At 54.8% G+C, this 14,121-nt stretch carries 12 protein-coding genes; 11 read left to right on the top strand and 1 reads right to left on the bottom strand.

What is annotated here, in order from left to right:
- Nucleotides 1-177 precede the first annotated feature (177 nt).
- Genes AC5DB9_RS03900 through AC5DB9_RS03890 form a run of 3 tightly spaced genes read left to right on the top strand, consistent with a single transcriptional unit; the run spans nt 178 to nt 2,203 of the window.
- Nucleotides 178-663 (top strand): GNAT family N-acetyltransferase, encoded by a 486-nt coding sequence (locus AC5DB9_RS03900; protein ID WP_272990821.1) that lies wholly within the window; start codon nt 178-180, stop codon nt 661-663.
- A 10-nt stretch (nt 664-673) separates the two neighbouring features.
- Entirely contained in the window at nt 674-1,393 is a 720-nt protein-coding gene (cobB, locus tag AC5DB9_RS03895) for a Sir2 family NAD+-dependent deacetylase (protein WP_272990818.1), read from the top strand.
- A 27-nt stretch (nt 1,394-1,420) separates the two neighbouring features.
- Nucleotides 1,421-2,203, top strand: coding sequence for a PhzF family phenazine biosynthesis protein (locus AC5DB9_RS03890; RefSeq protein ID WP_272990815.1), 783 nt, complete (start codon nt 1,421-1,423; stop codon nt 2,201-2,203).
- Here AC5DB9_RS03890 and AC5DB9_RS03885 read toward each other — a convergent pair.
- A complete protein-coding gene (locus AC5DB9_RS03885) occupies nt 2,197-3,078 on the bottom strand; it encodes an AraC family transcriptional regulator (protein WP_037508420.1) in 882 nt (293 codons plus the stop codon). The two genes, AC5DB9_RS03890 and AC5DB9_RS03885, sit on opposite strands and share 7 nt — an antisense overlap.
- A gap of 157 nt (nt 3,079-3,235) precedes the next feature.
- Here AC5DB9_RS03885 and AC5DB9_RS03880 point away from each other — a divergent pair, with 157 nt between their 5' ends.
- The 8 genes from AC5DB9_RS03880 (at nt 3,236) to AC5DB9_RS03845 (ending at nt 14,102) form a co-directional block, all read left to right on the top strand.
- The gene (locus AC5DB9_RS03880) at nt 3,236-4,675 is read left to right on the top strand and encodes an aldehyde dehydrogenase family protein (RefSeq protein WP_272990813.1); all 1,440 of its coding nucleotides are present in this window, start codon (nt 3,236-3,238) and stop codon (nt 4,673-4,675) included.
- Nucleotides 4,676-4,713: 38 nt separating this feature from the next.
- Complete coding sequence (locus AC5DB9_RS03875) at nt 4,714-5,874, top strand: acyl-CoA dehydrogenase family protein (protein WP_272990810.1); 1,161 nt, start codon at nt 4,714-4,716, stop codon at nt 5,872-5,874.
- Nucleotides 5,871-6,659, top strand: a complete 789-nt coding sequence (locus AC5DB9_RS03870) for an enoyl-CoA hydratase (RefSeq protein WP_272990809.1) — start codon at nt 5,871-5,873, stop codon at nt 6,657-6,659. Before AC5DB9_RS03875 ends, AC5DB9_RS03870 begins: the two co-directional genes overlap by 4 nt.
- Complete coding sequence (locus AC5DB9_RS03865; protein WP_272990807.1) at nt 6,659-7,777, top strand: enoyl-CoA hydratase/isomerase family protein; 1,119 nt, start codon at nt 6,659-6,661, stop codon at nt 7,775-7,777. The genes AC5DB9_RS03870 and AC5DB9_RS03865 overlap by 1 nt, the downstream gene beginning before the upstream one ends.
- Before the next feature lie 76 nt (nt 7,778-7,853).
- Entirely contained in the window at nt 7,854-8,741 is an 888-nt protein-coding gene (gene mmsB, locus AC5DB9_RS03860) for a 3-hydroxyisobutyrate dehydrogenase (protein WP_272990805.1), read from the top strand.
- A 504-nt stretch (nt 8,742-9,245) separates the two neighbouring features.
- Nucleotides 9,246-11,330, top strand: a complete 2,085-nt coding sequence (fusA, locus tag AC5DB9_RS03855) for an elongation factor G (RefSeq protein ID WP_272990803.1) — start codon at nt 9,246-9,248, stop codon at nt 11,328-11,330.
- Between the two features lie 1,058 nt (nt 11,331-12,388).
- Entirely contained in the window at nt 12,389-13,330 is a 942-nt protein-coding gene (locus AC5DB9_RS03850; protein WP_272990799.1) for a hypothetical protein, read from the top strand.
- A 127-nt stretch (nt 13,331-13,457) separates the two neighbouring features.
- Nucleotides 13,458-14,102, top strand: coding sequence for a hypothetical protein (locus AC5DB9_RS03845; RefSeq protein ID WP_483263607.1), 645 nt, complete (start codon nt 13,458-13,460; stop codon nt 14,100-14,102).
- Nucleotides 14,103-14,121 lie beyond the last annotated feature (19 nt).

Below are 14,121 nucleotides of genomic sequence, written 5' to 3'. Positions count from 1 at the left end.
GAACGTGTCCATCTTGTTTGTGTTATTGCACAAAAGTATAGGGCCGAGTATTCGTGTTAGGAAGGGATAATCCGCCAAATATTGCCTTTTCTTCGTCGAATGTGATGCATTTGTTATCATTCTGAGCACTAAGTTTCAGCTTGACTGAAACGCCGTTACGACATCATTGGTGTGCCCATGCTGACCACGCTCTGCCGCCGCGCAGACTACCGAAATGACATCGACCGATTGGCTGTTCTGTCGCTCATGGATTGTTACGCAAACGATCCTATGGGAGGCGCCGAGCCATTATCTGCCGACGTTCGCGAGCGCCTGTGTGATGCGCTGGCTGAGCATCCTGGTGCGCTTAGCATCATTGCGTGGCAGGGCGATCGCGCTGTCGGTCTGATCAATACCTTTCTCGGATTTTCTACGTTCAAGGCCAGGCCGCTAATGAATATTCACGATGTGATCGTGCGACCCGAGAATCGCCGTCAGGGGATTGCAGCGCTGATGCTTGATGCCGTGGTGAGCGAAGCGCGACAGCAGGGCTGCTGCAAGCTTACGCTGGAGGTGTTGGAAGGCAATCGCGCGGCGAGGCAGCGTTATCTGGACAGCGGCTTTGTCGACTATCAATTGAAACCGGAGTTCGGTGTTGCCCGGTTTATGGAAAAAGCCTTGTAGGAGTTCGTCCGTGTCCCCGCTTGCCGCAAAACGCATCGTAATTCTCACCGGGGCCGGTATCTCGGCAGAGTCCGGTATTAAAACCTTTCGTGCCGCTGACGGCCTGTGGGAGGAGCACCGAATAGAGGACGTCGCCACGCCGGAGGGCTTTGCCGCGAATCCCGAGAGGGTGCAGCGCTTTTACAACGGGCGCCGGCGGCAGTTGTTGTCTGATGCCGTTAAGGTGAACCCGGCCCATATCGCGCTGGCCGAACTGGAGAAACGCTTTGCCGGTGAGTGTTTGCTGGTTACGCAAAATATCGATGACCTGCATGAGCGAGCAGGCTCCGATGATCCCATACACATGCATGGCGAGTTGCTGAAAATGCACTGTACTCGAAGCGGCGAGGTTTTCGAGATTCACGGCGATATTCACGCCGAGCTCAGTTGCGCCTGTTGTGGAAAAACCGGAACGCTGCGTCCCCACGTCGTGTGGTTCGGGGAAATGCCTTTGCAGATGCCGCGCATTGAGGCGGCGCTGAGCCAGTGCGATCTGTTTATCGCCGTGGGTACGTCGGGCAATGTTTACCCGGCAGCAGGCTTTGTTCAGCTTGCTCGCCATGCAGGGGCACACAGTATTGAGGTCAATCTTGAAGCCTCATCCCAACACAGCTACTTTGATGAGCATCGTCACGGCCTCGCCAGTGAGGTGTTGCCCCGGTTGTGTGAGGAGATTCTGGCGGCGTCGTAGCGGCCTTCCAGGCGAGAGGGAGTCACCATGAAAAGCTTTATTGTCGATGCATTTTGCAGCCAGCCCTTTACCGGCAATCCAGCGGCAGTCGTACTGCAAAGTCGTGCCCTGGATGATACGGATATGCAGCGCATTGCCGCAGAATTCAATCTCTCGGAAACGGCGTTCCTCCAACCACTGGACAGTGCGGGTGAGCACTGGTCGCTGCGCTGGTTTACCCCGCTGGCCGAGGTCAATCTATGCGGGCACGCGACTCTGGCGGCCGCCCATGCCCTTTGGGACCAGTGCCAGATTGATGCGAGTTGTCTGCGCTTTGATACACGCAGCGGGGAATTGCAGGTGAGTCGCTGTGGCGAGTTGCTAAGTATGAATTTCCCCCGCTGTCCTACCGCGGAGCAGCCGCTATCTGCGTGGGCAGAAAGCCTTGGTCTCCCTGCCGTTGCTGCGGCGGTGGCGGGCGAAGATCTGCTGCTGGAACTGAAAGACGAGCGCGCTGTACGCGCTTATTTGCCCGATATGGCGGCGATTGCGGCGCTGCCCTGTCGCGGTCTGATTGTCACCGCGGCGGGTGAGTCGGTTGATGTGGTATCGCGCTTTTTCGCCCCATCTGTCGGGATTAATGAAGACCCGGTAACCGGTTCGGCGCACTGTGCCTTGGCGGATTATTGGTCGGGCAAGCTCGGTAAGTCTCAACTCAGCGCCGAGCAGTTGTCGTCGCGCGGTGGCCAGCTATGGCTGGCGTTGCAGGACGACCGGGTCGAACTGCGCGGTCGCGCGCATACCGTACTCAGCGGCGACCTGCATTACTGAGGCGCTAGCAGCGCGCCGCGATGATGGCGATAGCGGCTGGGTGCCAGTCCGACGACCTTCTTGAACTGCCGGGAAAAATAATACACGTCATCGTAGCCCAGCGCGGAGGACACCTCTTTGACAGACATGGTGGTGCTGTCCAGCAAATAGCAGGCGCGCTGCACCTTCATATGGATAAAGTACTGGATGGGCGATTGTCCGCTCCAGGCTTTAAACTTCTTGATGAAGTGATATTTCGACACATTCACACTGGCCGCCAGTGCGTCCAGGCGGAGCTGTCCGTGAATATGTTCCTGCATGGTGGCGCGGACCCGCGCCCAGTCAAGATTGCCGTGATCACTCTGCCCTTGTCGTGCGAGCAGTGCGATGTAGCTCAATAACGCCTGTAGCTGATGGCAGCCCTGAATAAACTCCGCCAGTTGGTAGGCGCCGCGTCTAAGTTCCGACAGCCCGTCGAAAACGCGCACCACCCTGGCTTGTACGCCGATGTGAAAACGCGGTGAACTCAGGCCGCAATGCTGACACAGTGTTTCGGCGAGCCTGCCGTTGAAGTGCAGCCAGTAGATCGTCCAGGGGTGTTTCCTGTCTGCTTCATAGCGGTGGGCAATCCCCTTTGGCAACAGGATCAAATCGCCGCTGCGAATGCGGTAGTGGCGCTCTCCGCACTCCAGTTGCCCGGCGCCGTCAACGCAATAAATCATCAGATAATTGTCGTGCTGTGGACGCGCCATGCGATGGCCCTGAGCGCGGGGGTAGTAGCCCATTGCGAGCGGATAAAGAGCCTCGCTCAGGGGGTGTTTACCCAGTTGTTTGGCCAGCCAGCCGGGGGTCAGAAAACGAACCCCATCCGCAGGCAGCGGCCAGTCAGAGGTCATTGCCACGGCATTTCTCTCTCGGCGGTGCGTTATTGGTATTCCGCAATATCGTCCATCATATCGGCAAGATAAGCAATCCAGCCGCGTGTCAGCATGTGGTCATATGGCCTGCTGTTATCCATTGCCCGGTGCCGGGCCGAAGAACGAGGACGGTTTTATGGCTACTCATATAAGAGATCAACGCAATGAGGCCGTGCAGCTGACAGCGATGATGGCGCGTGCTCGCGCCGCTCAAAAGCAGATAGAAAATTACTCGCAAGAGCAGGTTGATGCGCTGATTACCGCGATGGTATGGGCTGTCGTCAAACCTGGGGTGGCTGAGGAGATCGCTCGTTTTGCGGTGGAAGAAACCCAGCTCGGCAACTTCGAAGGTAAGTACCTGAAAATCTTCAGCAAGACGCGGGCAACCCTGTTCGACATTATCAACGATAAGTCGGTGGGGGTGATTGAAGAGGATCATGAGCGCAATATCGTCAAAATCGCCAAGCCCGTTGGCGTGATCGGTGCGTTGGCACCTTGCACAAATCCGGAAGCCACACCGGTGATCAAGGCCATGTTCGCCCTCAAAGGACGCAACGCGATTATCATTGCGCCTCACCCTCGCTCAAAGCTAACGAACAAGCTTATCTGTGACCGGATGCGCGCCGCCCTGCGGGAATGCGGTGCGCCGGAAGATTTGGTGATCGCCATTGAGCAGCCGACCCTGGAGTTGACCAATGAGCTGATGAAACAGTGCGACCGCATTTTGGCGACGGGGGGCGCGGCGATGGTCAAGTCGGCGTATGCCAGCGGCACGCCAGCCCTGGGCGTCGGCGCCGGCAACGCGGTGATTGTGGTGGACGACACAGCAGACCTTGGCGAAGCGGCTGAGAAAATCCGTATTTCCAAAACGCTGGATCTGGCCGCGTCGTGCTCGTCAGACAACGCCGTCATTGCGCTGGAGTCGGTAGCGGATAGCCTGCTGGAAAAACTTCAAGCGGAGGGAGGCTACCTCTGCAATGAAGATGAAAAACGGCGCCTGCAAAACAGCATTTGGGAAGATGGCCATTTAAATACGCAGATTGTTGCGCAGCCTGCCTCGGTACTGGCGGCCTTGGCACAGATTAATCTGCCGAATGGGAAAACATTTTTTATCGTGCCTGAACACGGCGCGGGGGCGGACTATCCGTTTTCGGGTGAAAAAATGTCGGTGGTCATGGCGTTCTACCGTGAAGCCACACTGGACGCCGCCATCGCAAAAACCAACGCCATTCAGGCCTATCAGGGCCAGGGGCACTCCTGTGGGATCTACTCCCGCGACAATGACAATATTCTGCGTTTTGCTGCCAAGACGTATACGTCACGCGTCATGGTCAATCAGCCCCAGGCACCCTCAAACAGTGGTAATGTGTGGAACGGCATGCGCCAGACCTTTTCGCTTGGTTGCGGAAGCTGGGGCGGCAACGCTACTAACAACAATATTAGCTGGCAGGATCTGGTCAATGTGACGTGGGTGTCCAAGCCTCTTGCTGAACCCAAGCAGTTGCCCGCCGACGAGCTGCTGTTTGCTTCGGCCATTGCAGCGGAGCAGCGTCGAGCGCTGCAGTCACCCGCGTAATAATCTGCGATCCAGCAGCTGTTAATTCGGTACGGTCGATGAACTTTGAATTAAACGACGAACAGCAGGCCTACGCGAGCAGCGCCCGGCAGTTTGCCGACGGTGTATTCAAGCCCAATGCGGCGCGTTGGGATGCCGAGCATATCTTTCCTAAAGACGCACTGCGCCAGGCCGGTGAGCTGGGCTTTATGGGCATGTACACCCCCGAGCCGGCGGGTGGCCTCGGGCTGAGTCGGCTCGACACCAGCGTGATCGTGGAAGAGCTGGCAAGAGGCTGCACCTCTACCGCGGCCTTTTTGACCATCCACAATATGGCGACCAGTATGATCGGCCACTACGGTCAGCCCGCATTGATCGAAGCGCAGTGTCCCGGTTTGGTTGCCGGTGAGCGGCTGGCGTCATATTGCCTAACGGAACCGGGCGCGGGGTCGGATGCCGGTAATCTGCGCAGCAGCGCCAAGCGCGATGGCGACCACTACGTCGTCAACGGCAGCAAAATGTTTATTTCCGGAGCGGGTTCCACTGATCTGCTGGTGGTAATGCTGCGCACGGGCGATGCTGGCCCGAAAGGGATTACCGCCTTTGCGATTCCCGCCGATAGCGAGGGCATCAGCTACGGCAAGCCGGAAGAAAAAATGGGCTGGAACAGCCAGCCAACGGCCACGGTCACCTTCGACAATGTACGGGTGCCGGTTGGCAACCGCCTGGGCGAAGAAGGGCAAGGCTTTAAAATTGCCATGCAAGGTTTGGATGGCGGTCGCATCAATATCGCTACCTGCTCCATTGGCACCGCTCAGGCGGCGCTGGAAACCGCCACCGCCTACGTGAAAGAGCGAGAGCAGTTCGGGCAGGCGATTGCCGACTTTCAAAACACCCAATTCAAGCTGGCGGACATGGCCACCACACTGGTTGCCGCGCGGCAAATGGTGCGATTGGCGGCTTTCAAACTCGATACCGGGCACCCCGAAGCCAGCTCCTATTGCGCCATGGCCAAACGCTTCGCCACCGATGTGGGGTTTGAGGTGTGCAACGACGCGCTGCAATTGCATGGCGGCTACGGCTACATCCGCGAATACCCGCTGGAGCGCCACCTGCGCGACAGCCGCGTGCACCAAATACTGGAAGGCACCAACGAAATCATGCGGGTAATCATTGCCCGCCGCTTATTAATGGAAGGCGCACTGGAGGTGATCAAATGAGCACGAGCCCCACTGGAAAACTGTTGTTGGACATCTGCGAGCACACCGCTGTGATCACCATCAACAACCCGCCCGCCAACACCTGGGATGCCGAATCCCTGATTGGCCTGCGTCAGATCGTTAGCGAGCTGAATGCCAATCGCGATATCTATGCGCTGGTGATTACCGGCAGCGGCGATAAATTCTTTTCCGCAGGCGCCGACCTGAAGATGTTCGCCAGCGGCGACAAGGCCGTGGCGCAGGATATCGGTCTGAAGTTTGGTCAGGCTTTTGAAGCGTTGGCGGATTTTCGCGGCGTATCGATTGCTGCGGTTAACGGCTTTGCCATGGGCGGCGGGTTGGAGTGCGCTATGGCCTGCGATATTCGCATTGTTGAGCGCCAGGCCAAACTCGCCCTGCCGGAAGCCAAGGTTGGTCTGTTGCCCTGCGCGGGGGGCACTCAGCGGCTTACCGCGCTGGTCGGTCCCGGCTGGGCCAAGCGCATGATCCTCTGCGGCGAGCGCATCGATGCCGAAACCGCTCAGCGTATCGGACTGGCAGAGGAGGTGGTCGACACCGGTGAAGCGAAATCAGCGGCCATGAATTTGGCGGCGTCGGTAGCCGCCCAGAGTCCGGTAGCGGTAAGCTTCTGCAAGGAGCTGATTCATGAAGCCCGCGATGTGGTGATGCCAAAAGGTCTGATCCTGGAGCGTGAGCGCTTCATTCAGTTGTTCGACACCGCTGACCAGAAAGAGGGTGTGAACGCCTTTCTGGAAAAACGCCAACCGGAGTGGAAAAACGCGTAATGAGCATAACGACGCAGGATGTCCTGTTTGAAGAACGCAGTACGGCCAGTGGTCAGAAGCTGGGCATTATCACCCTCAATATTGAGAAAACCCTCAACTCGCTGAACCTCGACATGGTTGAGGCCATGCTGGCCACCGTAAAGGACTGGCGCGAACGCAGCGATATTGCCTGCCTGTTCATCACTGCTGCAGGTGAAAAAGCGTTCTGTGCCGGTGGCGACGTACAGGCGCTATACCGCTCCGCGACCGAACAGCCCGGCGGCCCTTGCGACTACGCCGAACGCTTCTTTGAACTGGAATACCGGCTCGATTACGCACTCCAGCAATTCGGTAAGCCCGTGGTGGTGTGGGGCCACGGTATTGTAATGGGCGGCGGCCTGGGGATTTTTGCAGCGGGCAGCTACCGTGTCGTCACCGAAAAATCCCGTCTCGCCATGCCCGAAATTACCATTGGTCTTTACCCCGACGTGGGTGGCAGCTACTTCCTCAACCGCATGCCGGGCAGTAACGGCCGCTTCCTGGCCCTGACCGGCGCCTCGTTCAATGCCACCGACGCGCTGTATCTCGGTCTGGCGGAAGGCTTCATTGAGCACCGCCTACGCGACGACGTATTAACGGCTATGAGCGAGGAGCCGTGGTCAACCAGTGTGGGCGACAATCACGAGCGCTTGATGGAGTTGATGCGCAAGTTCGTGCAGGCCAGCGCTGATGCGCGTCCAGTAGGGCAGGTTGAAGCCGCCAGCGCCGAAATAGAGCGGGCTTGTCAGGGTAGCGACCTCGATATTATCGAGCACATCTGCGCGCTGCAAAGCGACAATCCCTGGCTGCAAAAAGCGTCGGCGACGCTGGCCGCAGGCTCGCCGCTCAGTGCCCGTTTGATCCTTGAACAGCTGCGCCGAACCCAGCGCTTGCCGCTTCGCGAGGTGTTCCGCGCCGAGCTGACGCTGTCGACAAATATCGTGCGCGGCAGTGACTTCGCCGAGGGCGTACGCGCATTGCTGATCGACAAAGATAAAAATCCCCAGTGGCGCCACAATAACGCTGCGGCGGTGGGTGAGGGTGAAGTGGGTGCTTACTTTGAGTCGCCCTGGCATGAACACCCACTCCGGGATTTATAAGCGAACCCAATAATAATCGCGAACGGCGTTCACATCGCCACCAAGACGCCGCCTCGGCGGCGTGAAGGAGAACCGCATGAGCAATATCGCCTTTATTGGCCTGGGCAATATGGGTGGCCCCATGGCCGCCAACCTGATGACTGCTGGCCATAGCCTTACCGTCTTCGACCTTTCAGAGGCGGCCATGCAAGCGCTGGCTGAAAAGGGGGCGCGTTGCGCCAGTTCAGCCTTGGAGGCGATAGAGGGCGCAGAGGTGATACTCAGTATGCTGCCCGCAGGTAAACATGTGGCGGGTCTGTATCTCGGGGAAAACGGCCTTATCGCCAAGGCGGCGAAAGGCACTCTTATCCTGGATTGCAGCACCATCGATGCCGAAACGGCGCGTCAGGTGGGGGCCGCCGCCGAAGCCGCCGGGTTGGCCATGCTCGATGCGCCGGTTTCTGGCGGGGTGAAAGCCGCGCAGGCCGGAACCCTGGCCTTTATGTGCGGTGGCAGCGAAGCGGGATTCGTGCGGGCAGAAAAAATCCTGTCGGGGATGGGCAAGAAAATCTTCCACGCTGGCGATCACGGCGCCGGACAAATCGCCAAAATGTGCAACAACATGCTCCTGGCTGTCCACATGATCGGCACTGCAGAAGCGCTGCAACTGGGCATGAACAACGGCCTTGATGCGGGTGTGTTGTCCGAAATTATGAAAAACAGCTCGGGTGACAACTGGTCCCTTCAAAACTACAACCCGGTGCCGGGTGTCATGCCCGGTACGCCCGCCAGTAACGACTACCAGCCCGGCTTCATGGCCCAACTCATGCTCAAAGATCTCGGTCTGGCCATGGAAAACAGCCTTAAAACCCAAAGTGCTGTACCCATGGGCGCAATGGCGCGTAGCCTTTACGCCAGCTTTGCCGGTAAGGGCAACAGCCAGCGCGATTTCTCCGCCATTATTGAAATGATGCAGGGTGAATAAGCGGAGGAGTTGCCTACATTACTCAGGGAAGTCCACAATCAAAGCTATTGTTCTGCATCCCTGCTGTTGTTGAAAGTTCGGATCACAACTCTCTGGAATTCAGTGCCGGTTCGATAAAATATGAGGGCTGCCAAGGCAGCCTGTGGGTAGGGGGCAGAGCTATGGAGAAGTATACGCCCCCGGCCAGGTCCACTTGCTGACCAAGCCAACGTTCTTGGTTGGCGCTCATTACGCCCACTTTTCATTGGGGTATGTTCTTGAGCGCGGTATGGGCGGCAGGGACTCGTTGCGGAGGCGACTAGCTCTCTGGCAGGTGGCAAGCTGGGGAGGGGAGGGCATCTGGGAGCCGTTGACCTCGAGCTAGCGCCATTTGGGGCTTTGTGACGGCTTTTTGGGGAAAAATTTGGCCCGGATTAGCATAATTTCCCAAAATAGTAGAGAAATTTTTCCTCACTTCCAGTATCGTAGCCAACCATTTTCAACCCAGCTTATTTAGAGACCGCCGTGACTGATCTATCCTTTTACCGCAATATCGGTATTTTCGCCCACGTTGATGCCGGAAAAACCACTACTACTGAGCGTATCCTCAAGCTCACGGGTAAAATTCACAAGCTCGGTGAGACTCACGAGGGTGAATCGACTACCGACTTCATGGAGCAGGAAGCTGAGCGTGGTATTACCATTCAGTCGGCTGCTGTGACCTGTGAATGGAAGGGCCACCGCCTGAACGTCATCGACACCCCTGGACACGTCGACTTTACCGTTGAAGTTTACCGCTCGCTGAAAGTTCTGGACGGCGGCATCGGCGTATTCTGTGGCTCTGGCGGCGTTGAGCCCCAGTCTGAGACCAACTGGCGCTATGCGAACGATTCCAAAGTTTCTCGTCTGATTTTCGTTAACAAGCTCGACCGTATTGGTGCGGATTTCCTGCGTGTTACCGAGCAGGTTAAGAAAGTACTGGGCGCAACACCGCTGATCATGACCCTGCCGATTGGCCGTGAAGACGAGTTCAAAGGCGTTGTTGATCTGCTGAGCAACAAGGCTTACATCTGGGACGATTCAGGCTTGCCTGAAAACTACGAGATCACCGACGTTCCTGCTGACATGGAAGAAGATGTAGCCATGTACCGCGAGCAGCTGATTGAAACGGCTGTTGAGATGGACGACGACGTAATGATGGCGTACATGGAAGGTGAAGAGCCTTCTATCGACGACATCAAGCGTTGTATCCGCAAAGGCACGCTGGAGCTGGCGTTTTTCCCGACTTACTGTGGTTCTGCCTTCAAAAACAAAGGTATGCAGTTGGTTCTGGATGCCGTTGTTGACTACCTGCCCAGCCCGACTGAGGTTAACCCCCAGCCGCTGACTGACGAAGAAGGTACCCCGACTGGCCAATACGCGACCGTTTCTGCTGACGAGCCGTTCCGCGCTCTGGCATTTAAGATCATGGACGACCGTTTCGGTGCTTTGACCTTTATCCGCATCTACTCCGGCAAGCTCAAAAAAGGCGACACGATTCTTAACTCGTTCACGGGTAAAACGGAGCGTGTTGGTCGCATGTGTGAGATGCAGGCCGATGAGCGCAACGAGCTGAGCAATGCGCAAGCGGGCGACATCATCGCCATTGTGGGCATGAAAAACGTGCAAACCGGTCACACCCTGTGCGATCCAGATCACCCCTGTACGCTGGAAGCAATGGTGTTCCCTGAGCCGGTTATCTCTATTGCCGTGGCGGCTAAAGACAAGAGCTCGACCGAGAAGATGGGTGTTGCGATCGGCAAGATGGTTGCTGAAGACCCCACTTTCCGAGTCGAAACTGATGAAGATTCTGGCGAGACCATCCTGAAAGGCATGGGTGAGCTTCACCTGGATATCAAGGTCGACATCCTCAAGCGGACTTACGGCGTTGAGCTGGTTGTTGGTCAGCCTCAGGTTGCCTACCGCGAAACCATTACTCAGAAAGTTGAAGACAGCTACACGCACAAGAAGCAGTCTGGTGGTTCCGGTCAGTTCGGTAAGATCGACTACACCATCGAGCCCGGCGAGCCGAACACCGGCTTCACCTTCACCACCTCTGTTGTGGGCGGTAACGTACCGAAGGAATTCTTCCCGGCTATCGAGAAGGGCTTCAAGTCGATGATGGAAACCGGTCCGCTGGCTGGATTCCCGGTTCTGGACGTTGCGATTAACCTGCACGACGGTGCGTACCACGCGGTTGACTCCTCGGCAGTAGCCTTCGAAATCGCTGCTAAAGGTGCATTCCGTCAGACTATGCCTAAGGCCGGTGCTCAGCTGCTTGAGCCGGTGATGAAAGTTGACGTATTCAGCCCCGAAGACAACGTCGGTGACGTTATCGGTGACCTGAACCGTCGTCGCGGCATGATCTCTGGTCAAGAAGCCGGTACAACTGGCGTTCGCATCAAGGCCGATGTACCGCTGTCAGAAATGTTTGGCTACATCAGCACCCTGCGTACCATGACTTCCGGTCGTGGCCAGTTCTCCATGGAGTTCTCGCACTACGCACCGTGCCCCGCCAACGTGGCTGAAGAAGTGATTGCAAAAGAGAAAGAGAAAAAGGCTGCGAAGTAAGTTTCAGGCCTTTTCTTGAACAGAGCCCCGTCGGCGATGCCGGCGGGGCTTTTTTTATGTCTCGCGAAGGGCGATGCGCCGGTATCACTTGCTTGCCGGTGTTAAGGCATCGACGCATCGAAGCGCCACCTTGCTGCAGCGCCGCGTGGTTACGGTGTTGAATTCAACGTGCGCTTATAGAGCGCCTTGCCGGGAAGGAGCACCTCCCGGCTCTTTTTGCTCAAGGCGCAAAACAACCAGCGTGTCGTGGCGCGCAGCGCTCACCGATGAGATAACAAGAACAAGCTCCATCGATGTGCCAGCCCCCTCCGTCAGAGGCGACTTGCAATCAACCATAATGAAAAGCTTGATCCAGTAGCGGTACGACTTTACTGTAGAAAGACAGTAGCGACGCACTAGCATGTGCCCCGCAATGACCGAAGGAATGGTGAAGCACTCATAATGACACTCCCTGTTAAAAAAAACTGTATGTGCATACAGTGTATCCCGATAGCTCCTTCCTGCCAGTGAAATGGCCCTGTTATTCGTCGCGAAGAAACCTGATCTCGAAATATGGCTTTAAAAACAATAAGTTAAGGGTTGGGCTAAAATGGGTGGGCGTGATAGATGGCCGCCCGATAATATTTATTATGAGGCCGTAGGCCTCATAAACAGGCTGTTAAATGTCACTATGGATTTTGAGAAAGCACATACATCATATAGAAATGCCGTTTTTGTATTTTATCTTTGGCTGGGCGCTTTCGTAGTCCCTATGGTTCTGCCCTTTGAGCTTCCAGTAACTGATAGCGTAAAAGGTATAAACATAATGTTGGTTCCAGCTTTATTGGCTGGTATCTATTACGCACCAAGAATAATTAAGTCAGGTGTAAAGTCAGACATCGCAGTTTTCATTGTGGTGCCTGTTCTATTAATTTTACTCGGGGGTTCTTTTCGTGCCCTCAACATTTAACAAGCAAAGGCACAATCGCCCGCAAAAAGCGCGGGCTGGACGCTCACTACGTTCGCGCCTGTGCTTTGGGCGTTAGGGTGTCTGACAACGAGAATCTTCGAAGGTCTATATGAAGGAAAGAGTTTTTAACTGCTTTCTCTACACTGACGGTGAAAAAATTAGTCAGCTCGGTGTGGCAGTGCATGAAATGGATGGCTCTGATGAAGAAAAAATGGAATTCCTTAGAAGATCCGTGTCTAGCGACTGCTTAATAGCAGATATTGCCAACGTGCGGTCATGTACGGTTGGTACTTCCGATGGCATATTTAAGTACTCTTCCTACATGGCAATGGTAAGGGCTGGGCGAAGCATGGAGGTCTTTGAGGAGTTCTTCGCTCGCCATGATGCTCCTGAAAGCCCACTTTGCTGCATTACTCCAATTGTAAACGGTGAGGCGCAGATAGATGTCACACACGGGTATGAGCCATTCTATGTGAGCTCATTCGAAGATCATCCAAAAATCGGCAAGGGTAAGATGGCAGATTATCTGGAGTCTTACATCACGCCAGATGGCTTTGATATGCCTCGACTGCTAAACGACGATTATTTTAAAGCAATAAAGCTTCTTTTTAACGCAAAGCACTATGTGTCGTGTATGAAGCTTCTTGTCTCATTCATCGATACGATCGCATATCTCGAGTTTGGTGATGTTAGTGGAAGTTTCGTCCAATGGTTAAAAAAGTATGCATCAATTGAAAAATTGGGAATTACTGAGCAGCAACTGTGGGAGCTTCGGAATTCCGTTCTTCACATGTCTAATTTGGATTCCAGAAAAGTGTTGTCCGGAAAAGAAAAGAGAATTAGCTTTTGTGTCGCAAGAAGTGGATACATTCCAGATCCCGACCTAGACACTCAATACTTCAATTTTAAAGATTTAATAGATGAAATAGCGCAGGCATTATCTCGTTGGATTAAGACATTCCAAGAAAGCCCCGACAAGATGCTTGTATTTATCGAGCGCTATGACCGAGTAATTTCAGATTCAAGAAACGCTATTACGCATGCCAAATAAATACCCTAACAATACGTGCCAGTCGGACAGTTTGTTCCGTGGCTCTTTTTGCGCTGATCGCTACGCTAGCGCAAAACGCCACTCCACAAACTGCCGCTGCACTCTGCGTTAGCATTCGGGGGAGATCGTGAGCACATGCGATAAATGTGGAAACCCGATTGATTTTAGATACGTCAATGGACGATGTATCCCCATGCACTTGTATGGTAGCTGTATTGGTTCATCTTCAAGGGCAACTGATTACTCAGGGTACAATACCTCACATGAAAGCATGTGTTTCAGCACTACATGTCCTAGGTGCGGTGATGGAGTCTTTTTTGTCCGTCACAACGGCGGGAGTGTATGGCTAGATCCACCATTGGGATGGCCTTGGTATAAGCATGGATGTTTCTACACTGACGAGATCTCGTCTGGTATTTATGAGCCCTCTTTGGTATCCGCTGAAATAGAGCAAAATTTAACCGAGAATCCCGAACTTGAGATTGGCGTTGTAAAACGAACATGGGTAGAGCCAAATAAAAACTATACAGACATAGCCTTAGACAATGGTGAGTCAGATGCCAAGGAAATACGTGTAAAAAATAATGCTGGTTTTCTGCTTGGCAAACTGTGCGTCCTAAATCGAGTGTCAGAAGAAATATGGCCGTTCTATGAGCCGGAGTATTTGTTTACATTGCACGACCCTGAAAAACACAAGTACGTAATACCGCCTCCAATAGTTAAACCACCAAAAAGACCTAGGGAAGGTCTGCACAACCTCTCCCTTTTATAAAATATCGCCAAATTTCCGC

The organism is Spongiibacter sp., assembly GCF_984394615.1.
Note: the sequence above shows the minus strand (reverse complement) of the source record. Positions and strands in the feature narration are given on the sequence as shown.

Excerpts from the sequence above, each read along its gene's own strand:
- AC5DB9_RS03900 (WP_272990821.1), top strand. The coding sequence starts at position 178 with ATGCTGACCACGCTCTGCCGCCGCGCAGACTACCGAAATGACATCGAC.
- AC5DB9_RS03890 (WP_272990815.1), top strand. The coding sequence starts at position 1,421 with ATGAAAAGCTTTATTGTCGATGCATTTTGCAGCCAGCCCTTTACCGGC.
- AC5DB9_RS03885 (WP_037508420.1), bottom strand. The coding sequence starts at position 3,078 with ATGACCTCTGACTGGCCGCTGCCTGCGGATGGGGTTCGTTTTCTGACC.
- AC5DB9_RS03880 (WP_272990813.1), top strand. The coding sequence starts at position 3,236 with ATGGCTACTCATATAAGAGATCAACGCAATGAGGCCGTGCAGCTGACA.
- AC5DB9_RS03875 (WP_272990810.1), top strand. The coding sequence starts at position 4,714 with ATGAACTTTGAATTAAACGACGAACAGCAGGCCTACGCGAGCAGCGCC.
- AC5DB9_RS03870 (WP_272990809.1), top strand. The coding sequence starts at position 5,871 with ATGAGCACGAGCCCCACTGGAAAACTGTTGTTGGACATCTGCGAGCAC.
- AC5DB9_RS03865 (WP_272990807.1), top strand. The coding sequence starts at position 6,659 with ATGAGCATAACGACGCAGGATGTCCTGTTTGAAGAACGCAGTACGGCC.
- mmsB (WP_272990805.1), top strand. The coding sequence starts at position 7,854 with ATGAGCAATATCGCCTTTATTGGCCTGGGCAATATGGGTGGCCCCATG.
- AC5DB9_RS03850 (WP_272990799.1), top strand. The coding sequence starts at position 12,389 with ATGAAGGAAAGAGTTTTTAACTGCTTTCTCTACACTGACGGTGAAAAA.